At 56.8% G+C, this 23,934-nt stretch carries 17 protein-coding genes and 1 pseudogene; 8 read left to right on the forward strand and 10 right to left on the reverse strand.

The window, feature by feature from the left end:
• Positions 1 to 175 precede the first annotated feature (175 nt).
• A complete protein-coding gene (locus CAG46_RS10305) occupies positions 176 to 1,108 on the reverse strand; it encodes an AraC family transcriptional regulator (protein WP_085615778.1) in 933 nt (310 codons plus the stop codon).
• 219 nt (positions 1,109 to 1,327) lie between these two features.
• On the opposite strand from CAG46_RS10305, the gene CAG46_RS10310 reads away from it, so the two are divergent.
• Positions 1,328 to 2,506 carry an MFS transporter gene (locus CAG46_RS10310; RefSeq protein WP_085615776.1) on the forward strand — a complete coding sequence of 393 codons (1,179 nt, stop codon included), beginning with the start codon at positions 1,328 to 1,330 and terminating at the stop codon, positions 2,504 to 2,506.
• A gap of 16 nt (positions 2,507 to 2,522) precedes the next feature.
• Here the strand turns inward: CAG46_RS10310 and CAG46_RS10315 are convergent, their stop codons facing one another.
• Together CAG46_RS10315 and CAG46_RS10320 are read right to left on the reverse strand one after the other, a co-directional pair.
• The gene (locus CAG46_RS10315; protein WP_085615774.1) at positions 2,523 to 2,927 is read right to left on the reverse strand and encodes a helix-turn-helix domain-containing protein; all 405 of its coding nucleotides are present in this window, start codon (positions 2,925 to 2,927) and stop codon (positions 2,523 to 2,525) included.
• Positions 2,928 to 3,100: 173 nt separating this feature from the next.
• Positions 3,101 to 3,787 (reverse strand): hydrolase, encoded by a 687-nt coding sequence (locus CAG46_RS10320; RefSeq protein ID WP_003258732.1) that lies wholly within the window; start codon positions 3,785 to 3,787, stop codon positions 3,101 to 3,103.
• Positions 3,788 to 4,050: 263 nt separating this feature from the next.
• Between CAG46_RS10320 and CAG46_RS10325 the strand changes: the two genes are divergently transcribed.
• Entirely contained in the window at positions 4,051 to 4,512 is a 462-nt protein-coding gene (locus CAG46_RS10325) for a Rid family hydrolase (protein ID WP_015270292.1), read from the forward strand.
• 20 nt (positions 4,513 to 4,532) lie between these two features.
• Here the strand turns inward: CAG46_RS10325 and CAG46_RS10330 are convergent, their stop codons facing one another.
• Positions 4,533 to 5,459: a LysR family transcriptional regulator gene (locus CAG46_RS10330; RefSeq protein WP_085615772.1), complete on the reverse strand. Its 927-nt coding sequence runs from the start codon at positions 5,457 to 5,459 to the stop codon at positions 4,533 to 4,535.
• A gap of 218 nt (positions 5,460 to 5,677) precedes the next feature.
• On the opposite strand from CAG46_RS10330, the gene CAG46_RS10335 reads away from it, so the two are divergent.
• Both CAG46_RS10335 and arfB read left to right on the forward strand, forming a co-directional pair.
• Entirely contained in the window at positions 5,678 to 6,100 is a 423-nt protein-coding gene (locus CAG46_RS10335; RefSeq protein WP_085615771.1) for a hypothetical protein, read from the forward strand.
• Positions 6,101 to 6,177: 77 nt separating this feature from the next.
• On the forward strand, positions 6,178 to 6,591 hold the full coding sequence (arfB, locus tag CAG46_RS10340; RefSeq protein ID WP_085615837.1) for an alternative ribosome rescue aminoacyl-tRNA hydrolase ArfB: 414 nt from the start codon (positions 6,178 to 6,180) through the stop codon (positions 6,589 to 6,591).
• Between the two features lie 131 nt (positions 6,592 to 6,722).
• On the opposite strand, the gene CAG46_RS10345 is transcribed toward arfB, so the two are convergent.
• The 5 genes from CAG46_RS10345 to CAG46_RS10365 all read right to left on the reverse strand — a co-directional run bounded on the left by CAG46_RS10345 (position 6,723) and on the right by CAG46_RS10365 (position 11,882).
• Positions 6,723 to 7,745 (reverse strand): methionine ABC transporter ATP-binding protein, encoded by a 1,023-nt coding sequence (locus tag CAG46_RS10345; protein ID WP_085615770.1) that lies wholly within the window; start codon positions 7,743 to 7,745, stop codon positions 6,723 to 6,725.
• Between the two features lie 64 nt (positions 7,746 to 7,809).
• Entirely contained in the window at positions 7,810 to 8,589 is a 780-nt protein-coding gene (locus CAG46_RS10350) for a MetQ/NlpA family ABC transporter substrate-binding protein (protein WP_085615768.1), read from the reverse strand.
• Between the two features lie 24 nt (positions 8,590 to 8,613).
• Positions 8,614 to 9,279 (reverse strand): methionine ABC transporter permease, encoded by a 666-nt coding sequence (locus tag CAG46_RS10355; protein WP_085615766.1) that lies wholly within the window; start codon positions 9,277 to 9,279, stop codon positions 8,614 to 8,616.
• A complete protein-coding gene (locus tag CAG46_RS10360; RefSeq protein ID WP_085615764.1) occupies positions 9,276 to 10,649 on the reverse strand; it encodes an LLM class flavin-dependent oxidoreductase in 1,374 nt (457 codons plus the stop codon). The genes CAG46_RS10355 and CAG46_RS10360 overlap by 4 nt, the downstream gene beginning before the upstream one ends.
• Positions 10,650 to 10,658: 9 nt before the next feature.
• Entirely contained in the window at positions 10,659 to 11,882 is a 1,224-nt protein-coding gene (locus tag CAG46_RS10365) for an SfnB family sulfur acquisition oxidoreductase (protein WP_085615762.1), read from the reverse strand.
• 489 nt (positions 11,883 to 12,371) lie between these two features.
• Between CAG46_RS10365 and CAG46_RS29065 the strand changes: the two are divergent.
• The 4 genes and pseudogenes from CAG46_RS29065 to CAG46_RS10380 all read left to right on the forward strand — a co-directional run.
• A pseudogene (locus CAG46_RS29065) lies at positions 12,372 to 12,626 on the forward strand (hypothetical protein); the annotation flags it as partial.
• Between the two features lie 676 nt (positions 12,627 to 13,302).
• On the forward strand, positions 13,303 to 13,518 hold the full coding sequence (locus tag CAG46_RS10370) for a hypothetical protein (protein WP_016499708.1): 216 nt from the start codon (positions 13,303 to 13,305) through the stop codon (positions 13,516 to 13,518).
• 324 nt (positions 13,519 to 13,842) lie between these two features.
• A complete protein-coding gene (locus tag CAG46_RS10375) occupies positions 13,843 to 20,466 on the forward strand; it encodes a DUF3320 domain-containing protein (protein WP_085615760.1) in 6,624 nt (2,207 codons plus the stop codon).
• Between the two features lie 521 nt (positions 20,467 to 20,987).
• Positions 20,988 to 21,995: a hypothetical protein gene (locus tag CAG46_RS10380; protein ID WP_085615758.1), complete on the forward strand. Its 1,008-nt coding sequence runs from the start codon at positions 20,988 to 20,990 to the stop codon at positions 21,993 to 21,995.
• Between the two features lie 955 nt (positions 21,996 to 22,950).
• On the opposite strand, the gene paaX is transcribed toward CAG46_RS10380, so the two are convergent.
• A complete protein-coding gene (gene paaX / locus CAG46_RS10385) occupies positions 22,951 to 23,874 on the reverse strand; it encodes a phenylacetic acid degradation operon negative regulatory protein PaaX (RefSeq protein ID WP_178080697.1) in 924 nt (307 codons plus the stop codon).
• Positions 23,875 to 23,934: the final 60 nt, after the last annotated feature.

Consider the following 23,934-nt stretch of genomic DNA (forward strand, 5'->3'; position numbering starts at 1 on the left):
TCTTGTGGGAGCGGCCTTGTGTCGCGATTGGGCTGCGAAGCAGCCCCGGCCATTTGTGCACTTGTGCTGAAACCTTGGGGCCGCTTCGCAGCCCAATCGCGACACAAGGCCGCTCCCACAGGATCCTTTGCAGGCCAGAAGCTCGATGCAAGGCATGTGCGATCTCTTTGGGAGATTACCTTGCCCTTTGAGCTGGCGCTGTTTGACGTAACTCCGAAATATCGCGTTTCGGCGGCGTACCGAACTGCCGCCCATATTCGCGACTGAACTGCGAAGGGCTTTCATAGCCGACCTTGAAGGCTGCCGTGGCAGCATCCAGGTGTTCATTGAGCATCAGTCGTTTTGCCTCGTTCAACCTCAACCATTTCTGATACTGCAGCGGGCTCATCGCGGTGAGCTGGCGGAAGTGCTGATGGAAGGTTGAAAGCCCCATCTGCACCCGAGAGGCCAACTCATCTACCCGCAACGGCGCGGCGTAGTTCACCTTCAGCCAGTCGATGGCCTTGGCGATTCGATGCCCCTTGCTGCCGACCGAGGCGATGTAGCGGAGCAGGAGGGCCTGGTCGCTCTGTAGCAACCGATAGTGGATTTCTCGCTGAATCAGCGGCCAGAGCACGGGTATCGCATCAGGCTCTTCCAAAAGCCCGATCAGTCGGCTGAAGCTTTCCAGCAGCTTCGGGCTTAGCAAACCCACGCCGGCGCTTGTGTGAACAGACTGGCTGCCCGCCGGCAGGCGGCCATCTTGCGCGATCAACTCTGCCAGTGTGCGCAGGTCGAGCTTGAACACCAGGCCCAGGCAAGGTGCGCCTTCGCTGGCCATCGTCACTGCCGAATGGGCGGGGATGTTCAGCGAGGTGACCAGGAACCGGGTCGAGTCATAAGGGAACACGTCGCCGCCGATGACCATTTCCTTGGCGCCCTGCACGACCAGCACGATGCTTGGCTCGACGATACAGGTGACCGGTGGGGCCGGTGCGTTGCGTCGATAGACGCTGAGGTCTGCGATGCGTGTCGCGAAATCGCCAGCCGTTGGCGCGTGGGCGCCGATGACCTTGCACAGCGTGGCCATCGGGTGCGCGTGTGAGGTCGGTTGTGTGGTGGCGGACATAGGAAGCCTCAGGTCATCTCTTGGAAAGACACTACTCGCGCGTCACTTCCGCTGTCCATGCCCCGTCGACAGGGTCTGGAGAATCAGGCAAGAAAACTGGTCGTTTGATCTACTGATACACCGTTTTTCGCGAGGAAGATGGGCGGCAGGCAATGTTGCCAAAGTGCTCGAGTAACGCGAGGGCACCCGCTTTTCATAACCTGCTGCACGAGAACCACCATGACCAGCTCAGCGATCCCCCTTCAACATTCCAGCAGACAGGTCTGGGGCGCCGTGTTGGCAATGTCACTCTGCGCCTTTGCCCTGGTAGCGTCCGAATTTCTGCCGGTGAGCCTGCTTACACCACTTGCCACTGATTTGTCGCTTACCGAAGGCCAGGCCGGTCAAGCCATTTCGATCTCGGGTTTCTTCGCCGTAGTCACCAGTTTGTTGCTGTCCACCCTGACGCAGGGTATTGATCGAAAACCTGTCCTGTTGGCCACCACGGCGCTAATGCTGGTTTCCGGTGCAATGGTGGCGTTTGCCCCGAACTACCTGACCTTGATGTTGGGGCGGGCCGTGCTTGGGATCGCCATTGGTGGGTATTGGTCGATGTCCACCGCAGTGATGATGCGTATCGCGCCTGAAGCCCTCGTTCCCAAGGCCATTGCCGTGATGCAGGGCGGTACTGCGCTGGCCACGGCGATCGCGGCCCCGGTCGGCAGTTACCTGGGCGGCCTGATCGGCTGGAGAGGGGCCTTCTTCTGCGTCGTACCTTTGGCCGCAATTGCGTTGATCTGGCAGGCCTTCACGCTGCCGGCGATGCCTGGCGAGCGTGGTACGGCTTCGGCGACCGCATCCCTGCGTTTGCTGCTGGACAGCAAGGTTGCGCTTGGCATGGCTGCAGTTGCATTCCTCTTCATGGGGCAGTTCACGCTGTTCACCTACCTTCGCCCGTTCCTGGAAACCGTGACACAGGTGGACGTGCCCACGTTGTCGCTGCTTCTGCTGATCATCGGCGTCGCGGGGCTGGTGGGAACGATGATGGTAGGTTCGCTCGTAGGACGCCATCTGTTCAGAGTGCTGCCCGGTATTCCACTGCTCATGGCCGTCATCGCATTCGCTGTGATTTCGACAGGTTCCTGGGTCGTCCCGACGGCGGTGCTGCTTGGTGGCTGGGGCTTGATTGCCACTTGTGCGCCAGTGGGCTGGTTCACCTGGCTGGCCAGGATGCTGCCCGAAGACGCAGAGGCCGGGGGAGGCCTGATGGTCGCGGTGATACAACTGGCGATTACTGTAGGTGCGACCTTAGGTGGGGTGCTTTATGACGGCGTTGGGTACCAGGCGACCTTCATCGCCAGTGGGATGATGCTCTTGGTAGCGACTGCCTTGACCATGAGGGTAGGGCGGCATCGATAGAGTACAAATGTGCTCCCTAATTGAGCAAAGGCCCAGGTTGAATAGACGCTTGTCGCTGCCAAGCCTGCGGCGACATCCCCTCGGCCTTGACGAATGTGCGACAGAAGTGGGACTGATCGCAGAAACCGCACTCCAGTGCGATCTCAGCGAGCATCATTCCCGAGCCCCCCAGTAGTTCCTTGCTTTTGCGCAACCGTTGTTCACGCATCCACTGCTGCGGGGGCACATGCAGGGTATCCCTGAACATTCGTGTGAAATGGCTACGCGACAGCGAGCAGGCTTGGGCGAGTTCCGTAACAGTTATGCCGGTGTCCAGGTTCTCCAGCATCAACCTCTTGGCAGTCGTGACTTGCCAGGGCTTGAGGAGCCCGGTCGTTTTCAGTGCGACAGTCGCCAGCACAGTGCAGTGATCGCTGTTCATACAAATCCATTAATCAATGAAGTGGGCACGCACGTTTCGAGTGGGCAGAGCAGGCCACTGCAGCCTCGGGCGGGCTACAGACGATAACGCTCGATTCGATGGCCTGGCTCAGCCAGCCGGCGTACCCATCAGCGGGTCAATGAACAGCCCCTGGATGCAGGGGCTGGCAATGGTCAGACAGCGGCAGCAACCGGGGCCAGGGTTGGGCCGTGCTGAACGCGCTCTGGTGCTTTGTGCACCATGGTGTAGGCATAGTCGACACCCATGCCGTAGGCGCCGGAGTGTTCTTTCACCAGTTCCATGACGGCATCGTAGGTGTCGCGGTTTTTCCAGTCGCGCTGCCACTCCAGCAGCACTTGTTGCCAGGTCACCGGAATCACGCCTGCCTGGATCATGCGCTGCATGGCGTAGTCGTGGGCTTCCTTGGTGGTGCCACCGGAGGCGTCGGCAACCATGTAGATTTCATAGCCGGCATCGTTCATCGCCGACAGCGCGAAGGTGGTGTTGCACACCTCCGTCCACAGGCCGGAAACGATGATCTTGTTGCGCCCGTTTTTCTTGAGCGCGTCACGCACCTTCTGGTCATCCCAGGAGTTCATGGAGGTTCGCTCCAGCAGCGGAGCGTCGGGGAAGACGGCGAGCAGTTCGGGGTAGGTGTGCCCAGAGAAGCTTTCAGTCTCGACCGTCGTGATGGTGGTGGGCACATTGAAGATCCTGGCTGCCTTGGCCAGGCCTACGGTGTTGTTTTTCAGGGTCTGGCGATCGATGCTCTGAACGCCGAAGGCCATCTGTGGCTGCTGATCGATGAAGATCAGTTGGCTGTTGAATGGGGTCAGTACTTCAGTTTTTGGATTGTTCATTCTTGTTCCCTGTCAGCTGGATGATGGTCATCGCACAAGTCACGGCGCCTGCTTTGTGCAGACTGTGCTGAGGCACTGGATGACGTCCTCAGTGATGCCCGTTGCTTGAGTCCGAGCACAAGATAGCGAATCGCAGAGCGAAGCGGTGGCGCACCTTTGCGCTCTCAGGAGCGCATTAATGCGCCATTCGCTTGTTCATCCTGATGCTAGGATTCGCACGCAAACGCGGATCTACCTGATCCGGTTTACGCCAGGAGAAAGCGATGGCAGCTTCACAACCACTCAACAAACAAACCGCCTATTGGGGCGTTCCGTGGGAGAATTCTTACGGGTATCCGCAGGCCCGGCGGGTAGGGGACGAGATCTACGTATCGGGCCAGTTCAATCATGACGAAGAAGGCAACCTGGTCGCGCCGGCACCCTTGGATCGTGACGGCAGGCCCTGTGATTTCTCTTCGATGGGGGATCAGATGCGCGCCGCCTACGACAATATCGCCAAGTTGCTCGCGCTGTATGGCGCAACGCTTGAAGATGTCGTGGAAGAGACGCTCTACGTACTGGACATGGACGCGGCCTTTGCCGTGGTCGGCAAGGTGCGCAAGGCCGCCTACGGCACGGAGCGGCCTCAATGCGCCAGCAACATCATCGGCGTCTCGAGGCTTGCCCAGCGCCCACAGCTGATCGAAATCGCCTGCAAAGCGGTACTTGGCTCACACGCTGAGTGACCCGCACTCCCGGTTTCGCTCTACGTGACCGGGAGCACCAGTTGGCCCTCGATCAACGGCTTCTGGTTGGCAACGGCAGCTGCACAGAACGTCATGAATGCTTTGACCCGCCACGATTTGCGGATGTCCTGGTGCGTCAGCAGCCACAGCTCATCCTGCAGCTCCGGCACCACCGGGCCGACGCGTTCAAGCCCAGGCGTGATATCACCCAGCATGCAGGGCAAAAAGCCCACTCCCAGGCCAGCCGCGATTGCAGCACTTGCCGCCGCAACCGAATCGGTGCGGTACGAGATGCACTCGGCAGCGACCCTGTTTTCGACATAGCTCGTTGCCTTGAGCCCGCGTAGCGCCGCGGAATAGGAAACCCATGCCTGGCCTTCAGTGAACAGAGGAGCAGGCGATGTGTGGTTGCTGCTGCCGTAGGGAGCCCAGGCGATTGTGGCCAGTTTGCGGCCCACCAGGCTTTCGGCGGGTTTCCTGGTCGCCCGAACCGCAATATCCGATTCGTCTCGCGCAAGGCTCAGTGATTCGTTGCCCACCAGCACCTCGATCGTGATGCCTTCATTGAGGGCCTTGAAGTCGGCGATGATGGGGGTGAGGAAGTAAAGCAGCAGTGAGTCGCTGGTGGTGATACGAAGCTTTCCGAGTGGCCCCTGGCCGGCACGTGAGACACGCCGCGTCACGCTGACGATGTCCAGCTCAACGCGCTCGGCGAGGGCACGCAGTTCCGCGCCCTCGATGGTGAGCAGATAGCCTGATTTGCGGTGATCGAACAAGGCTACGCCAAGTGTTTTTTCAACCTGGGAGACCCTGCGAGAGACGGTGGACACGTTGATGCCGAGCTTCTTGGCTGTTGCAGCGCGACTGCCACACTCACTGAGTGTTTTGATGATCCGCAGGTCGTCCCAGGAGAGCTGGTTGGCAGCCTCGCCCACGTTCCATTTCACGTCCTTGGGGGCAACCGGGGTAATTGGGACATTTCCAGGTAACGACTTCACTAAATCCGTTCCAGATCAGATTGCGACGATCATACGAGAAGGGGCTGCGTGAACCAAGTATCAGCATGAAGGCGAAGGAGGGGGCTTCGGTCGTCCCTTCATGCGCACATCGACACTTGTCGGCGTTATTCTGAATAGTGAGCCCAGGAGCCTTTGGGGAACTACCCATGCGCAAGTTGACACTGTTGTTCGCGATCGCTGCATTGGCGGGTTGCCAGGCGCCGATGCCCACTGCCAACCCACAGATGGCTTGGGTCGATCTGTCGACGCCATTCCCGAATGACCGTGTGCTGTTGGCCGAACGCCTGGATAAACAACGCCTGCGCGACGGGCGCTTCTTTGAGGTCAGCCCCGGCAGCCATGAATTGGTCGTCAGGTTCGACTACGAAGTAAATGGTGGCGGTGGCATCAGCCTGATGGGAGGTACCACGGTAAGGCAATGCTACCTGACCATAGACTACGAGCATTTCAAGGCTGGGCAGCGCTACGTGCTCGAGGCCCGCTCCATGGCCATGACGCCAGAGGCGAGGCTTTATGATGGGAAGGGAGAGATTGTGGCAGAGGTTAGGGAATTTTATTGCCTGATGTGATGGCGCTGCGTACATCAATGACTGGCATGATTGCTTGGCGAACCTGGATAATGGAGGGGAATCACAAGGGCTATGCCATGCTGACCATCTCTAATAACGTGCATCTGCCAGATGCCGACATCGAACTGACATACATCCGCGCGCAAGGCGCAGGCGGGCAGAATGTCAACAAGGTGTCCAGCGCCGTGCATCTGCGCTTCGACATTCCCGCCTCGTCGCTGCCCGAGTTTTACAAGGAGCGGCTGTTGGCGCTGCGTGACAGTCGCATCACCGGCGACGGCGTGTTGATCATCAAGGCACAACAATACCGTACACAGGAGCAGAACCGCGCTGACGCACTGGCGCGTCTTGCCGAGTTGATCATCAATGCCGGCAAGACCGAGAAGAAACGCCGTCCCACCAAGCCGACCCTTGGCTCGAAGACCCGTCGCCTCGAAGGGAAAGCCAGGCGCAGCACTGTTAAGGCGGGTCGAGGCAAGGTGCCGTTCTAGGCTCTGGATAAAAGAGATATCGCGAACGCTGCCTGGAATAAGTCAGTGCGACCATGGCGGTGTAACGTTAAGTGTCGCAAGCGCCACGAGTTGCTTATTCATATGATGCTTCTTTCACTTGTTTTTTTTGATTAAGGCGAATCGTGCCAAACGACTTGATCCGCAAAGGAAGCTGCCAGAGCATTGATGTGCTCAGTTGGTAAATCACTTGATATTGCTAGGGTGAGATAGCCTAGCGTGCGTCCTTGAATTTGCTCAATGGAGCTCTGGTGGAGGTATACATCTCCACCCAATACCTTCGAGATGCTCATCAGGTTTGGCTGCAACCCTTTGACCCCTGTGTAGTGTAGGTCAAGGTATCGTCGAGTTTCTTTCTTTGACTCGCTGGCGGGGTGCGAAGCCGAGAGAAGCACTTTGCTCACCTCATGTTTAGGTGCTCCGAAAACCTCCCATACCTCACCTGATTCGACAACGCGGCCTCGCTCCAGTACAGCAACCCGATCGCACAGATCTCGAATGACCTCCATCTCATGAGTGATGAGGATGATGGTCAGGCCTAGGCGTCGGTTGATATCCCGAAGCAGCATGAGAATGGATTTGGTGCTTTCTGGGTCGAGTGCAGACGTGGCTTCATCGCACAGAAGAATCTCTGGCTGAAGCACGAGCGCCCTGGCTATTCCAACTCGCTGTTTTTGCCCGCCCGAAAGTTGGGCGGGATAGGCGCCTGCACGTTCTGAAAGCCCCACCACGTTAAGCAGATCCTCTACCCGACGCGCTCGCTCTTGTTTTGGTATCCCCGCCATAACCAGGGGCAGCTCAACGTTCTCTGCTACTGTCCGGCTGGAAAGTAGGTTGAAGTGCTGAAAAATCATGCCCACCTTTCTGCGAAATTCGCGCAGACCCTGTGCATTCAGAATGGCGATGTCTCTTCCATCAACGATGACTTGGCCGTTACTCGTTGTTTCGAGTCGGTTGAGCAACCGGAGCAGTGATGATTTGCCTGCACCGCTTCGGCCAATAATCCCAAAAACCTCGCCGCGTTGAATCTCGAGGCAAATGTCATCCAGCGCACATACGGATCCGTAGCGCTTGTGAACGCCTCGTAGCTGGAGGTGGGCGGTATGATTATGGATTTCTTGCTCGAAGCGGCTCATTTCAGTATCTCGGATTCATTATTTGGCGTGGATTTTTACTGCCTGCTATCACTGATAGGGAGGGTTAAAACCCCGGCGCAATTTGCCCTTTGTAGCGCGTCAGAATGAACTCCCGCACCTCGGGGGAATTCAGCGCTTTTGCCAGTTTTTGAATCCCGGGATCCTCCAGATTGTCTGGACGGGCGACCAGGTACTCGACATAGAGATCCTTACCCTTCTCGGTGATTAGGGCGCTGTGCGTATCAATCCCAGCTTCCAAGGCGTAGTTGGCGAACACGAACGCCAGGTCGACCTGCTTCACTGAGCGCGCGAGCATGGCGCCCTCGAGCTCTCGAATCTTCAGATGACGAGGGTTCTCGATAATGTCGCGCTGGGTCGACTGCGGATTGCTTGGATCCTTGAGCTTAATGAGCCCAGCTTCTGCCAGGAGCACCAGAGCACGACCGGTGTTCACTGGATCGTTTGGAATGGCCACGTTGGCGCCGTCTGGGAGGTCAGCGATGCTTTTGTACTTCCCGGAGTAGGCGCCGAAGGGTTCGATGTGGACTCCGACCACGGGTACCAGATCCGTGTGGCGGGTTTTATTGAAATCGTTCAAAAACGGACGGTACTGGTAGTAGTTGGCATCCAGATTCTTCTGTGCGAGTTGCAGGTTGGGTTGGATGAAGTCATTGAACACCTTGATGTCGAGATCAACCCCTTCCTTGGCGAGGGTTGGTTTTATGAACTCGAGGATCTCTGCATGAGGTACAGGCGTGGCGCCGACAACCAAATGTTCGGCGGCATGGGCACTCAACGAGTTGAGTGCCAAGAAGGCGGCGAGGGCAGTCAGGGTTTTTCTCATGATGTCAGTACCTGTGGGTTGGAGTCAGTGTCGAGTGAAATGCTTTACGAGGCGGTCGCCGCTCATCTGCAGGGCCTGCACCAGCAAGATCAATAGCAGGACGGTGACCACCATCACGTCGGTCTGGAACCGTTGATATCCAAAGCGGATCGCCAGATCGCCCAGACCACCGCCGCCGATTACACCGGCCATGGCGGTGTAATCGACCAGGACGATTGCTGTGATGGTTACTGCGGCGATCAGTCCGGTTCGGGCTTCGGGTAACAGGGTGTGCCAGATGATTTGGCGGATACTGCCGCCCATGGCTTGGCTTGCCTCCACCAGCCCGCGGTCGACTTCTCGCAGAGCGGTTTCCACCAAACGTGCGAAAAACGGCGTGCAACCCACCACCAGGGGTGGGATGGTGCCCCGCACGCCTAGAGAGGTGCCGGTGATTAAAGTGGTCAGCGGAATCAGTACGATTAGCAGAATGATGAAGGGGAGCGAGCGCAGCACGTTCACTACCAGCGAAAGGCTGCGATAAACGGGGGCGTGTGCGAGCAGTTGGCGTTGCCCTGTGAGGTACAGCAGCACCCCCAGAGGAAGGCCGAACAATACGGTGAACCCTAACGCAGCGCCTAGCATGCTGAGGGTTTCGACACAGGCCTGGGCTATTTCCAGCCAGTTTAGATTCGCGAGCAGGTCATTCATCGGAGTGCCTCAGCGCGGAGTGCGGCTGCTGGATGGGGCGCTTGCAATCGATCTCCTCTTGCGAACAACTTGTTGCGCAATGTTCCCGGCGTGTATTCACGCTTGAACAGGCCACGAGATTGCAGCTCCGGGATGAGTAAGTCGACCACGGCGACGAAGGTCTCCGGGGCAACCACGCTCGCGAGATTGAAGCCGTCCACGTCGGTTTCTTCTACCCACGCCTGAAGCTGATCGGCTACGGATTTTGCGGAGCCGACCAGCACCGGGCCATCGCCCCCAATAGAGCAATAGTCGGCGATTTCGGCAGTAGTCCAAGTTCGTGAAGGATCGGCGCGAGTGAACGCCTCAACGGCGGATTGAATCGCTTCGCTTGGCACCTCGCGCAGCACCTGGTCATCGTCATACTGTGCGAAATCGATGCCTGTCCAACCGGCCATCAGCGTCAACGCTCCGGTTTTGCTCGCATATTCTCGATACTCCCGAAGCAGAGCGAGTGCAGCCTCGTCGGTCTGCGCGACAATCACGGTCAACTGCTCAAAAATCAGAATGTCATCGGCAGCTCGCCCGGCACCTACCGCAGCCGCTCTCAGTTCTGTAACCTGCTTTTTCAACACCGCTTTACTCGGTGCGGCTACAAAAACGCACTCTGCATTTGCTGCTGCAAACGCTCGACCTCGGCTTGATGCACCTGCTTGGTAAATGACCGGGGAGCGCTGCGGTGAGGGCTCACTGAGGTGAAAACCAGGGACTTTGAAATAGGCGCCCTCATGCCCGATGCCATGCACTTTGGCAGGGTCGGCGTAAACGCCACTCTCGCGATTGGCAACTACAGCGTTGTCTTCCCAACTGGTTTCCCAAAGCTTGTAGCAGACCTGAAGGTATTCTTCGGCTAGCGCGTAGCGCTGGTCATGAGTGAGCTGGTCGCGCTGGCCGAGGTTGCGAGCGCCACTGGCGAGATATGAGGTGACAACGTTCCAACCTGCTCGGCCTTGGGTAAGGTGATCGAGGGTACTCATGCGTCGAGCAAAGGGAAACGGGTGCTCGAACGACACAGAGGCCGTTACGCCAAAACCTAGGTGTTGCGTCGCTGCCGCCATTGCGGGTACCAGTTGCAATGGGTCATTGACCGGTACCTGGGCGGCGCTGCTCAAGGCCGCGTCCGCGCTGGCACCGTAGACGTCGTATACACCCAGTACATCCGCGATGAACAGACCGTCGATGCACCCGCGTTCCAAGGTTTTGGCTAGCTCGATCCAATAGTGAATGTCGGTGTAGCGCGTAGCCTGATCTCGAGGGTGGCGCCACAAGCCGGGCGAAAGGTGCCCGACTGTGTTCATTGCGAAGGCGTTAAGGCGAATCTGCTTGGTCATGGCGCGCCCTCAGTTCCAGTCGTGACGGGCTGGTTTAATGCCGTTGAGAGCCCAGTTACCGACCAGGTGGTATTTCCAGCGCACGGGATCATGGAGGGTGTGCACCCGGGCATTGCGCCAATGGCGATCGTAGTTGTGCTTGGTAAGTGACGAGCGTGTGCCTCCCAGTTCGAACAACCGGTTGCTTGCCTCGATGGCTACTTCGGTTGTGAGCACTTTGGCCTTTGCAACGGCAACCGAGGCTGTTGCTACGTTGTCTTCATCCGGCGAAGGTTTGGCTGCGTCCAATGCCCATCCAGCACGTTCCAGCAGCGCTTCAGCGGCCTCCTGGCGAATTTCCATTGAGCCCACCTGAATGATGGTCAACGGGTCTTCACTGGCGTTATCAACTTTGGCATCAATCCAAGGTCGGGCCTGCTCACGGACAAATGTGATGGTGTCGTTCAGGGCTGCTCGGCCAATGCCGGCGTCGATGGCTGCGGTGGTCAGCTGAGCGAACGGGCCAGCAAGGGTAGGGCGGTCGTAAGAGCGGTACGTGGGGAAGAGATTGAATGCAGGTACGCGCAATCCTTCCAGCAGTACCGTGCCACTTGAAGTGGTGCGTTGGCCCATGCTGCTCCAGTCATCAACGATGACCAGCCCTGGTGTATGGCGAGGGACGAACGCCAGTTGCGCACGGTCTTGCTCATCCAGTGCCAGAACACCGATCCAGTGGGCGTACAGGGAACCAGTGCAGTAGCCCTTCCGACCATCAATCTGGTAGCCATCAGGCGTTGGGATGATTCGAGTGCGAATATCCTGAACGGTCTTCCCGCCCGTTTCAGATAGAGCATTCGCGAAGCGATGTCCTTGCAAAACCAGGTCGAAAAAATAGCGCTTCTGTTCCGGGGTGCCTTGCAACCGAATGTCTTCGAGCAGGCAGTAGTGGTTCTGAGGAATCTGCCCAAGCGATGGATCCGCAGTGGAGAGAGTGGCTATGACTTTTGCCAGCGTGGCGAAAGACACCTCGGCTCCGCCGTATTCCCGTGGAACGGTGATGCCCCATAGTCCGCTGTTTGAGTAGGCATCAACAATTTCGGCAGGTACCAGCCGATCACGATCGCGCTCCGCAGCCCCCGGGCGTAGAAGGTTAGCTATCTCATGAGCAATGGCGATGGCTTCCGAGTCGTCTAGGATGATGTGGGCTTTGGGTGTGTTTATTTGGAAATTGGCTGGTACGGTTTCGAGGCTCATGGCGTGCTCACATGCAATCTAAAATCTATGTGGTGCATATGCCGTGCCAATGGATTAAATCAGTAAAATCAGGTGCTTAATTCGTAAAAATGGCTCCATTTGTGTTGGGCTCGCAACCAACTGTTGAGTTGGTGTTTTTCGGGCAACAGTTAGTGTAAATACAGTCGCCAGCACAACACCGGTACTCAAGTTTTTTGGAATGCATGAATACGACATTGAGCCTCTGCGGCTCGTTGTCTAGGAAATGATGGCTGGAAAAACACGCCGAGAGGTACCGGCGATGCCTGCGTGCAGGAGTGGGGAGGTGTCACTGAAAAGTCTGAACAGTCAGTTGCCGAAGCCCGATTGTCTTTCATCGGGCTGAGTAAAAATCCGGGGAATAGGCCCTGCCGTTTCCTGGTAGGGACAGGGCCCGGGAGGTAATCCCACAGGGGTAGAGCATCAATTTAACAACTGCAGGACATTGCCTGGCACCGATCTGTGGGCCAAATGATCGAGTCGCTAGCTGGGTTGCCCTAGGCTCTGTATGAAAAGCCTTGATACTCGGTATCCTCTGTTCCAGGACCACCTGAATGGATTGTGTTTGCTCGATCCGTTCTACGTAGCCAGCCGTGAATCAGCGGCCACTGGACTGTTCCGGCTCTCGGATGTCGCCCCTGAATGCTTGAGAAGACCGACTACTACCAGCGCTATTTCAGCCTCAACCTTTCCGCCCCCGGGATCTGGTTTCAGGTGAATCTGGCGAGGCGACAACTATCCTGACACCGGGGGATACCTTGCGATTTTTTGGCCGAAGAATTTTTCCACTTATTTCGTTAAAAAATTCGGTGGTATCAGGGCGTGTGGTGGGCTGATCCAAATACGTGATTTAACAAGTGGGCGATGTCAAATGTTTATAAGCCACTCACGGGCCGGAGATTACTGACTCAAAGTCCTCGAAACGAATGCGGCCGTTCATCGATTGATGTTTATAAAACTAGCTTTATTGGCCTTGCAAGACAAAGAGGTGCCTACGAAGCTCAGGGCGATTCAGAACCTGTTCCGCAAGTATCTCGGTATCGCCGATTGATGCATTCAAATTGAAGGGGCGAGTCCTTGATCAGCAACCTAGCTGATCGGGGAGGATTTTTCACCAGCACGATTTAACCAAGCCGCAGAGTGTGGCTATAAAATCGCTACTGAGCCTGATCGAACAGCGCCGCGGTGGCCTTGAGCACTAACGCTGTTGAGGCGATGGAGCGGTACTACGAAGCGTAGGTCTTCCACAGGAGGTCATTTTTATGCTAATGATGGCACTGCGCCACTGCTTGATGTGCAAGCTGCGCCTCAAGATGTCTATTTGCAGCCAAGCTAGGCCAGCCTCCAAGCACTTTGCGCAGAACTTACCAGACCGTTTCCTCTGCTTTGAAAAGGAGTTTTTATGAGTACTGAAAATATTGAGACGCTTCTGGAGCGGCTTGTCGCTATCAATGAAGAGGTTTCACAAAAGCTAGATGATATAAAATATGATTTATCAGAAATAAAAAATGAGCTGAACTGGGTTGGTGAACATTCCTATGCAAAAGTTGTGTATGACGGCTTGAACAACATTGAGATGAGATTGATAGGTATTGAGTCCAATACGTCTAGCTTATAGTTCGCTGGAATGTTTTAGGTGGCTGGGCTTTCCTTGAGCTAGTCAGTCTTGATGTGGCTTTTTGCAGTTTTGTGCCACTTTTGAAAAACCTTTGATACTAATTTTTTACCCCCGATAGAGCTGATAGGTCTGTGGCAAGTCAGGATGCATCTGCGCTTTGCTGCAGATCGCTGCTTAGCTGAACAGATTAAGCATCAGCGAACGACCAAAGGATCATTACGCCTGAAGCAGGAAGCGCTATCATCCCGCCATCAGCTCAAGAGGATCCCTTCGCGGCCGGTCAGTCCGGCACTCCCTTGAGCATCACAACAAGGAAGGTTGCGCATGGACGAGATCGTTCAGCCCCCCGCTGCTCAAGAAGAAATCCCACCCAAAGAAGTCAAGATCCTTGCCACCCTTGTGGCGAAGCTGAACCTTGCCGACTTCCAGAACGCCATTCCCGTAATTCGCGAACTTCGTATAGCGAACGAGACCGAAGACCGTTTCGTTAATGCGACCCTGACATTGACCTCAGAACCTGAGGTGTTCAAGGCCAAGGTGTGGCGGATCGACGAGATTGGGGCAGATAGCTTCCGGATCATTCCTGGTCTTGATCTGGTCTTGGACGGCCCGTTGCTTAGTCGTCTGACCGAAGCTGAGCTGTCGACATTCACCTTCGTGCTTGAGGCGGACGACAAGGAAGCCGAGAGCGGCAGAAAGGAGGTCTCCCGTTTGGAGCAAGTCGTAGACCTTCTGCCCCGAAATCAGTGGGGTGGTTTGCGGCATATTCCTGACATGACGGCTGCCTTCGTGCAGCCGAATGATCCGGCAGTTGAACGACTCTTGAAGCAGACGGCGGAGTTGCTTCGCCAAAGCGAACTGTCCTCATCGCTGGATGGCTACGAGGGTGGCGCGAAGCGAGCTTGGCAGCTGGCGTCTGCGGTCTGGAGCGCCGTCGCACGGATGAAGCTCGACTATGCATTGCCGCCGGCAAGTTTTGAACAGTCAGGTCAAAAGGTGCGAAGCCCAAGCCAGATTGCCGATACTGGTTTGGCAACCTGCATGGATCTTACCCTGCTGTTCTGCGCTGCCCTGGAGCAAATCGGGCTGAACCCAGTCATCGTGTTCACCCGCGGTCACGCTTTCGCAGGGTTGTGGATGAAGCCCGAAGAGTTCACTACTGCCCTTGTCGATGATGTGACGGCGGTACGCAAGCGGGTGAAGCTGCGGGAACTGGTTCTATTTGAAACGACGCTCAGTGCGCAGAATCCTGTCCCAACCTTCTCTTACGCAGTCGAGAGAGGTGAGAAGCAGATTGCCGAAGACGCGGACAGCGAATTTGAAATGCTGCTCGACATTCGCCGGGCTCGACTGCAACGGATCAAGCCGCTCGCAAGTGCTGAGGCTCAGATCGCACGGATTACTGATGAGGTTCCGCTGGATTCTCCGACGCTCCTGGTCGAGGACGGGGCTGGAATCCCTGATGAGATCCACGAGGTAGTGGTCGAAGACCTTTCCAAGCTCGACCCAGCAGACCGGCTTGGCCGGTGGCAGCGCAAACTCCTGGATCTCTCGCTTCGAAACAACCTCTTGAACTTCAAGACGGGCAAGCGGGCGCTGAAGCTGGAGTCCCCAGATCCAGGAGCCCTCGAGGACGTATTGGCCAGTGGTCAGTCGCTGAAGCTGCTCACCCGCCCAGATCTGATGGATGGTGCTGATCCGCGGGAGCGCGCTCTGTATGAGCAACGTGAGCGTGAGGATGTTCGTCGCCGGCATGCCGAGGATGCCCTCAAGCGCAGAGAGGTTTTTGTTGCGCTAACATCCAACGAGATGGATGTTCGACTCACCGAACTGTACCGAAGTGCTCGCACAGCGCTGCAGGAAGGCGGCTCAAATACGCTCTTCCTGGCCATTGGCTTCCTGAGTTGGACGCGCGAGGACAGAGCAGGGCAAAAGTACAAAGCGCCATTGGTTTTGGTTCCGGTCACGCTGGAGCGCAAGAGCGCTCGCTCCGGATTTACCATGGTGCTGCACGATGATGAGCCACGCTTCAACCCAACTCTTATTGAGATGCTTCGTCAGGATTTCGAGTTGGGCTTGGGGTCGCTGGAGCACGAATTGCCTCGAGACGATTCTGGTCTTGATATCGCCGGCATCTGGAACAAGGTCGGCCATGCCATCAAGGACATACCAGGTTGGGAGTTGAGCGAAGACGTCGTGCTGTCGATGTTCTCATTTGCCAAATATCTCATGTGGAAGGATCTGGCCGAGAACGCTGAGCACCTGCGGCAGAGCCCAGTGGTTCAGCACCTCCTGGATTCCCCACGCGATTCGTTCGTTTCGGATACACCGTTCCCAGAGGCGCAATCGCTGGATCGTGATTACGGCCCGACCGATGTTTTCTGTCCGCTGCCGTCTGATTCATCGCAGCTGGCTGCAGTGATGGCTGCGGCCAAAGGCAAAGACTTTGTGCTCATCGGCCCACCAGGTACCGGCAAAAGCCAGACCATCTCCAACATGATCGCTCAGTCGATTGCTCAGGGCCGTCGCGTGCTGTTTGTTTCGGAGAAGATCGCGGCGCTGGATGTCGTGTACCGCCGGCTGCGTGAGATTGGCCTGGGTGAATTCTGCCTGGAGCTTCACTCGAGCAAGGCTCGCAAAACAGATGTCCTTGCCCAACTGCAATCAGCCTGGGAAGCCAAGGGACAAGTGGATTCTGCGGCCTGGGAGGTTGAGGCTCAGCGTCTCGCAACGCTGCGCGACAGCCTGAACATTTACGTTGAGCGACTGCACCGGCGCCATCGCAACGGTTACACCATCTACGATGCGATCGGCACGGTCACTTCGGGTGGCGATGAAGCTGTTGCGCCTGTTGGGTGGGCGTCACCTGACACGCATGACCACAAAGCCATGCTCGATCTTCGTCAGTTGGGCGATCGCCTCGAAGTGAATGCACAGGAGGTTGGTTACAGCCAGCTCGCTGGCAATGCGTTGTCTGCGGTTGGCCAAGCGGAATGGTCACCTCATTGGCAGCAACAGTTCGTGCAGGCGGCTCGTGATGTGTTGCCTGCTGTGCTGGATGTGCAGCGTGCGGCTGATCGGTTCGTTGAGCTGGCTGGGCTCCCAGCTGCGGAATACACCCCGAGTGCACTAGAAGGTCTGTCAGTACTTTCCCAGGCATTGCCCGCGGCAGCAGGACAGGATTGGCGCTTCGCGTTGCGGCCTGATGCCCGCTCCATTTCTCAACGGCTGAGCGATGGCTGTGCGTGGGTTGAACAACACCGAGAGCTCAACGCTAAGCTTTCGCCGCTCTGGCCCTCTCGCGTTGTGGCGGATGCGAAGCAGGGTATTGACCTGCTGTCCCAACGTCGCATCATATTCGGTGAGTTCAGCCCGGCCTGGCCGGAGAGTGTCACTGATGTTCTTGCTCAGGCGGTGGCACTGTTTGGCCAAATAGTAGAGCTCAAGCAGCAGCTCAGTGCGACCTATGGCGATACGATCGAATCGCTCGACATCGATCTGTTGCTGCGTGAGTGGAGGGAGGCTGAGGAATCGTTCTGGCCAAAATCATGGTTCGGAAAGCGTCGTATTGCGGGCTTGCTAGCCCCGACTCAAATTGCAGGCGAGGCTGATCACGGTAAAGATTTGGCCACCTGGGCAGAAATCCGCGCCGTGCGCCGCGCTATTGATGAGCTTGAGCCCGGGCACGAGTGCGTTGCCGTTTGGCAAGGTTCAAAGTCTGTGGCTGAGCAGCTTTCGACGTCGATCAAGCTTCAAGAGGCCATTCGGCTCCAGCAAGCAGACTTGGACTGGATTGATGATGGACTCCAGTTGGTCGAGCAAGGTCAGTTGGGAGATGCATTGAAGGAAGAGCTCCGGCGGCTTCGCACGCTGACTCGCCTTGATAGCGACATGGCTGCCTTGTCCGACCTTGGCTCGAGCACTCAGCAACTTTGGTGCGGCAAGGACACTAACGTTGATCTCCTTACTGCAGCGCTGCGTTTCCAGTCTGAGCGTCGGGATATCGAAGAGCGCGGTCGCCTTGTTGATGATCACCCAGAAGTGCAGGAGGGCCGCTGTGGAGCGTTGCTGAAAGGTGACTTCGACCTGCTGAAGCAGCGGGCAGCGGTTGAACGTGATCTGTCCGACCTGGCTGACCTTCGAGAGCTGGTGCCGGTCTGGAGTGACCTGAAGACTAAGCTTGAGATTGCACGTCAGGCTGTGGTGTTCCAAGGGCAGGTAGCAACTGCTATTGCGAAGCTCGCGCTGAACCCGGAGCAGATCGCAGCTTACAAGGCTCCCCTCCAAACGCTCTTGGGCGATGGCAACGCTTTGCTAGAGCCTGAAGGTGCGATAGCTCTCGCAGGCGTTGGCCTGCGTGAAAAGCTTGCGTTGTTGCAGGAGCGTTCATCACATCTGACTTCGATCGGTCACTTCACCGAGGCCGGTGCTGATGAGACCTCACACCTTTCGTTGAATGACCTCAAGAAAAATTGCGAGACCGTAGTTTCTTCCGAGGCGAGACTCAAGGCATGGTGTGCCTGGAGGAAGGTGCGCGATGAGGCCTTCGCCGTTGGCCTCGCCCCAATTGTCCAGGCCATGGAAAGCGGAGCGATCACCTCCGGAAAAGTCCGCCGCGTCTTCGAGGTGAATTACGCTCGCTGGTGGCTGAATACCACTGTCGATAACGAGGAAGTGATCCGGAAATTTGTCAGCGTTGAGCACGAACAGCGTATTCGCGATTTCCGAACGCTGGATGACAAGTTCACCGAGCTGACGAAGGACTGGCTCCGTGCTCGGCTGTGTGCTGACCTGCCAAGTCAAGACAGCGTGAGCCGCTCTTCTGAGTGGGGCTTGCTGCGTCATGAGATGGGCAAGAAAACCAAGCATATTCCATTGCGTGAGTTGATGACTCGGGCACCAGAGGCGCTCACGAAACTCACCCCGTGCTTGCTGATGAGCCCGCTTTCGATCGCTCAGTACCTGCCGCCGGCTTCGACCCCGTTTGACCTCGTCATTTTCGACGAGGCCTCCCAGATCCCAGTCTGGGATGCGATTGGTGCGATGGCGCGAGGAAAGCAGGTTGTTATGGTGGGCGACCCGAAACAGCTCCCGCCGACCTCGTTTTTCGATCGGGCTGAGTCCACGGCCGATGACGAAGATGTTGAGGCGGATCTGGAAAGCATCCTGGATGAATGCATCAGCGCGAACCTGCCGATGCGCAATCTGAACTGGCACTACCGTAGTCGCCACGAGAGCCTGATCGCGTTCTCCAACCAGCGTTACTACGGCTCGAAGCTGGTGACGTTCCCTTCGCCATTCACAGCTGATAAGGCTGTGAGGCTGTGTCCAGTTGCTGGTGTCTACGACAAGGGCGGTTCACGTACCAACCTGATTGAAGCAAGAGCCCTAGTTGCTGACCTTGTTGCTCGCCTTCAGTCGCCGGCCTTCCGTGAGAGCCGTCGTACTGTGGGAGTGGTCACGTTCAACGGTGAGCAGCAGAAGCTCATCATGGACATGCTCGATGAGGCATGCCGGAGGGATCCGTCGCTCGACTCGTATTTCGCTGAGTCTGAGCTCGAGCCTGTGTTCGTGAAGAACCTGGAAAGTGTCCAGGGCGACGAGCGGGACATCATCTATTTCTCGACCACCTACGGGAAAGACGCTGCCGGCGTGATGTCTATGAACTTCGGCCCGATGAACCGTCCGGGTGGCGAGCGCCGACTGAACGTTGCAATTACGCGTGCTCGCCAAGAACTGGTGCTGTTCTCGACCCTCCGCCCAGAGCACATTGACCTCGCTCGGACGCAAGCCGTCGGGGTGCGTGACTTGAAGCATTTCCTCGAGTTTGCTGAACGTGGGCCGCAGGCCTTGGCTGAAGCCAATTTCGGTAGTGTGGGTGGATTCGATAGCCCATTTGAAGAGGCAGTCGCTGCTGCCTTGGCCAAGAAGGGTTGGCAGATCCATACCCAGATTGGTGTCTCTTCCTTCCGAGTAGACTTGGGGGTTGTGCACCCTGATGCTCCAGGGCGCTTCCTAGCCGGTGTCGAGTGCGATGGGGCTACCTATCACCGCAGTGCGACTGCGCGTGATCGCGACAAGCTGCGTGAGTTTGTGCTGCGTGGACTTGGCTGGGAGATCGTCAGGATCTGGTCGACCGATTGGTGGGTTGATGCCGTGGGAACTGCAGAAAAGGTGCATCAACGTCTCACCGAACTGCTTGCCGAATCGAGGGCCAAGCAGGCGGTCATCGATGCTGCCCATGAGGCTGAGCGCCTAAAAGTCGATGCTGCCATGGCTGAAGTCATTGAGGTTGTGGATCAGGTTGCTGTTGTAACTTCGACTTCAGCTGCCGGAGCCAATGATCCGTCTGGCGCAATGCCAGAGTTGAAATACGCCAGAGCTGCCGCGGCTCAAGCAGCAGAAGATACCGTGATTCCTTATGTGCCAGTAGAGCACCTGGTTTACAAGGAAGCAGACCCTGCCGAGGCTGTGAAGGGGGTTGATCCAGACAGATTCTTCGAAGCGAGCTACACGACTATCTTGGAACAGATGATTGCCCATGTGGTGGCAGAGGAGGGGCCTGTGCTCGATATGGCGCTTGCACGGCGTATCGCGCGTGCTCATGGCTGGGTCAGAACGGGCTCGCGCATTCGTGATCGCGTCGATCAAATAGCGCGGGCACGATTCCGATCTCATGAAGAGGAGCAGGCAGGAACATTCTTCTGGCCGACTCATCTCGAGCCGGATATGAACGTTGTCTTTCGTAGGCCGGGTGATGACGATGCCATTCGCCCACTTGCTGAAATCTGCTTGCCCGAACTAGGTGCCTTAGTAGATGAAATGACCAAGCATGGTCACGTAGGAGAGGGGCTGGTTTACGCAGTAGCCAAGGAAGCCGGGGTCGGTAAGCTTGCCCACGCAGGCCGTCAGCGTATCGAAAAAGCGATAAAGCGGATCGCAGAGTGATACTCGATAGGGCGCATTACCAGCGCCCCTTATCGATTCAGGGGCTTCGAATTGTGCCGCGCCTGTGTACACACGAAGGCTAATTTGCAGTGGCAGAACAGGTCAGCAGCGAGATCGTATGCTGCTGACCTGTAAACCGTCATTTGCCGCGCGGTTTGCCAGCATCGCTCCGTTTATCGCGGACTTGACCGTCCTTGTTGCGAGACCGTGGTTGTTCACCACCGCCAGGCTTTGGAACGTTCACGTTGGGGTTGAGAGGGCGACGATCTGTCATACGGAATCTCCTTCATCCAGCAATGTGAGATACAAGAGGTTTTCAGTAAATCGCGAGCCGCGCAGAAAGGTTTTAACACATCATATGGTGGTTTTCCTTGCTGCAAGACACAACATAATGCGCTCCGCTGGTGTTCGCAAGTGTTTTGGATCCCTTTAAATTTCTAAATTTTTACGCCCGTGCAGTGTGCCGACTGTTCGACGGCATATGCTAATGTGCCATCACGCATTCGGTATGGAGCATCGTGATGGGTTGGAAAGGGACTGTAAGATCGCTGCAGGCATCAGCCAGACGAGCTGAGCGCAACGCTCATCGTCGGCAGCGTGAACTCGAGAAGCGGCAAAAAGAGTTCGACAAGATGGAGGCTCTAGAGCAAGCAGCGTACGAGGTAGAGGTCTACGAAAATCACATCGATCTCCTACTTTCCATGCACAAGGAATGCGCTGAGCCGGTGCAGTGGAAAAAGATCCTCTCAACGCCAGAGCCCCGGCAACCCTTGAAGAGCGGAGCGCTCGAGCAAGCCGCACTTCATGCATCTGCTACCTATCGCCCTAACTTTTGGGCACGGCTTTTCAAGCTTGAGGATCGCAAGCGCGAAGCGCTTTTGGGGAGAGTCGGCGTCGCCGCGGCCGAAGATGAAAAACTGTTCCAGGCAGAGCTTAATGAGTGGAAGACTGCACACGACGATTGGGCTGAGGAGCGCGATATTGCTCTGCGCATCCTGGATGGTGACCGCCAAGCGAAGCTTGATGCTATAGAGGCTTTCGAATCTTTTGAGGAAATCTCCCACCTAGGCTCATCTATCCAGATGATCGTCCATGAGGGCGGAGTTCTGGAAGCGAAGCTGGCCATCCACGGTTCACACGTTATCCCGTCCGAAATCAAGTCTCTGCTCAAGAGCGGCAAGCTCTCAACCAAAGCGATGCCAGGTGGGCGCTTTAATGAGCTGCACCAGGACTACGTCTGCAGTTGTGCTCTGCGAGTTGGGCGGGAGCTGCTAGCCATCCTTCCGGACGAGCTGGTAATCGTTACTGCCATGGATAATGTGTTGAACAGCTCAACCGGACACATGGAGGATCAACCGATTCTCAGCGTTGCGTTCTCTCGGGCCACAGTCGACGGCCTGAACCTTGAGGCGATTGACCCATCAGACGCGATGAAGAACTTTGTACACAACATGAGTTTTAAGAAAAGTGGAGGATTTTCGGCAGTGCAAGCTCTAAACGCACAGCGCTTTGCTGGTGTCGAGGCATGAGGTCTAAATCGCCCCGAAGCAGAAGCTTGGAGCGATTTAGATTACAGCCCTAGGCGGGCAGACTCAGGTGCAGTTAGTGAAGGGACATGCGCAGAGATAGGGTTATGAGTGGAGCCCAAGCTCCTGATTTTCTGGGAAACGGGGGTTTGTGGGGATTTGACCGGAGGTGTGAGGGATGGCACAAATATGGTCGGGCACTTCCAAATACGTCATTTAACATAATACTCATTATGCGCTAGTCTATATTTGGTCACCCGACCACGAGTGAGGCACTTTGGGACCAGGGAAAGCTCCCTGGTCTAGATAATCCGTCCTGATCCATCGCCCGCTTCGTCGACTTTGGTGCTGGATGCGTTAGCCTTGCCTTTTGACTGTTGGCTACCGCGACTTGGACATCAGGCCAGCCATTTGCACCTGTACCCTGAGTGCTTGAAAGAAACCTGGTACGGTCATCCTCGACTTTGTTTATCAGGACAAATCCGACGCATGCATGACCACACTGACGACTAGCGCCTGTCAGCCAGCGCCATTGAGGTTGTCACGCTGCCCATCGCCGGCAACCCAACTCCCGGTCGATCGGTTAACGCGGTCAATTGTAGGAGCGGCCTTGTGTCGCGATGGGCTGCGCAGCAGCCCCCAAGGTTTCAAAGCAGACGCATGAATTGCTGGGGCTGCCTTGCAGCCCATCGCGACGCAAGGCCGCTCCTACAAGGGTCCGTAGGATTGGGAAGACAGTTGTTTACATCTCCCGCAGACCTCAAACCACGAACCATCCCTGTGGGTGCTGGCCTGCAAGCGATGTGACCAGTACAAGCGACAAAAGATAATGAGGACCGCTTGATACCTGAGGGCCAGGCATCCCCCCCATTTGCCATGCCGTATATGCAAATTAGGTATAACTACACTAAATACTCATTTAGCGTAGTTATATAGAACCCGCCTCTGCACCCAATCCTCAAACAAGCCCGCCAAAACGCCTGTAAAAGCCTTCATTCACATCCGGCAACGGCCCATCAGCCGTCTCCAGCGCTGCATTCAGCCATTCTTCCGCCTTGGCAAACACCAGCCGATAGAGGTTACGGCACAACTGCCGCGCGGCCCTTCCCTCCCAATCCCCAGGCAGCAGCTCGTCCGGCAGTTGCGGGTCGCGCAGCAGCAGCCGGCGGTATTCGTGAATCAGCAGCGTACGTGCCAGGAAGCAATCCTGCGCATCGAGCTGTTGCTGCTCTTTCAAACCTTGCCATAGCGGCCTGAACAGCTGGATGAACTCGCTGTATTGCTGCCCCAGTTCGTCGATACGCCAGCTTTCCCGCACCTGGGCGCGCATGGCCTTGGATGCCAGCACTTCCTGGGTGTGGGTTTCGAAGACGATGCTGTCGTCGCTCGCCTCCAGGTCACGCAAGGTGGCGGCCAGGTCGGTACGGTCTGCCCGTGGGCAGCCCAGCAGGTTCGGCGCCATGGCGCCGAAGCCCTGCCACTCCAACTCTTCACGCAAAGCCTTGCGCTTGCCGGCCTCCAGTTGCGAGAGCAACACCAGCGTCCAGGCACCGTCCCAGGCTGGCTGGCTCGGGCTGTAGACCCGTTTGAAGGCTTTCTCGAACCGCCGGCGGCCGGTACCTGTCAGGCTGTAGTAACTGCGGCGGCCAACCTTTTCGGCGGTGAGCCAGCCTTCCTTGGTAAGGCGGAAGATCGATGTGCGGATCAGGCGCTCGTTGATGCCGATCGGCTCCAGCAGATTGATCAGGCTACCCAGCCAGACGGTTCCGCCGTGGGGTTCGATGGCGTCGCCGTACAAAGTGATGATCAGGGAACTGGCGCGGATCGGCGTCTGCTCCTGGAAGCGGGTGATCAGGTTGTTCAGTGGGGCGAGATTGCTCATGGGCGAACTGTGCGCGGTTAAAGCACCGACTATACCTGCGCGGCGGGCCGCCTGACCATT

This window comes from Pseudomonas sp. B23(2017), from assembly GCF_002113725.1.
In the GTDB taxonomy this organism is placed as follows: domain Bacteria; phylum Pseudomonadota; class Gammaproteobacteria; order Pseudomonadales; family Pseudomonadaceae; genus Aquipseudomonas; species Aquipseudomonas putida_Z.

Excerpts from the sequence above, each read along its gene's own strand:
- CAG46_RS10320 (WP_003258732.1), bottom strand. The coding sequence starts at position 3,787 with ATGAACAATCCAAAAACTGAAGTACTGACCCCATTCAACAGCCAACTG.
- CAG46_RS10325 (WP_015270292.1), top strand. The coding sequence starts at position 4,051 with ATGGCAGCTTCACAACCACTCAACAAACAAACCGCCTATTGGGGCGTT.
- CAG46_RS10335 (WP_085615771.1), top strand. The coding sequence starts at position 5,678 with ATGCGCAAGTTGACACTGTTGTTCGCGATCGCTGCATTGGCGGGTTGC.
- CAG46_RS10380 (WP_085615758.1), top strand. The coding sequence starts at position 20,988 with ATGGGTTGGAAAGGGACTGTAAGATCGCTGCAGGCATCAGCCAGACGA.
- CAG46_RS10350 (WP_085615768.1), bottom strand. The coding sequence starts at position 8,589 with ATGAGAAAAACCCTGACTGCCCTCGCCGCCTTCTTGGCACTCAACTCG.
- CAG46_RS10375 (WP_085615760.1), top strand. The coding sequence starts at position 13,843 with ATGGACGAGATCGTTCAGCCCCCCGCTGCTCAAGAAGAAATCCCACCC.
- CAG46_RS10360 (WP_085615764.1), bottom strand. The coding sequence starts at position 10,649 with ATGACCAAGCAGATTCGCCTTAACGCCTTCGCAATGAACACAGTCGGG.
- CAG46_RS10345 (WP_085615770.1), bottom strand. The coding sequence starts at position 7,745 with ATGAGCCGCTTCGAGCAAGAAATCCATAATCATACCGCCCACCTCCAG.
- arfB (WP_085615837.1), top strand. The coding sequence starts at position 6,178 with ATGCTGACCATCTCTAATAACGTGCATCTGCCAGATGCCGACATCGAA.
- CAG46_RS10355 (WP_085615766.1), bottom strand. The coding sequence starts at position 9,279 with ATGAATGACCTGCTCGCGAATCTAAACTGGCTGGAAATAGCCCAGGCC.
- CAG46_RS10365 (WP_085615762.1), bottom strand. The coding sequence starts at position 11,882 with ATGAGCCTCGAAACCGTACCAGCCAATTTCCAAATAAACACACCCAAA.
- CAG46_RS10310 (WP_085615776.1), top strand. The coding sequence starts at position 1,328 with ATGACCAGCTCAGCGATCCCCCTTCAACATTCCAGCAGACAGGTCTGG.
- CAG46_RS10315 (WP_085615774.1), bottom strand. The coding sequence starts at position 2,927 with ATGAACAGCGATCACTGCACTGTGCTGGCGACTGTCGCACTGAAAACG.
- paaX (WP_178080697.1), bottom strand. The coding sequence starts at position 23,874 with ATGAGCAATCTCGCCCCACTGAACAACCTGATCACCCGCTTCCAGGAG.
- CAG46_RS10370 (WP_016499708.1), top strand. The coding sequence starts at position 13,303 with ATGAGTACTGAAAATATTGAGACGCTTCTGGAGCGGCTTGTCGCTATC.
- CAG46_RS10305 (WP_085615778.1), bottom strand. The coding sequence starts at position 1,108 with ATGTCCGCCACCACACAACCGACCTCACACGCGCACCCGATGGCCACG.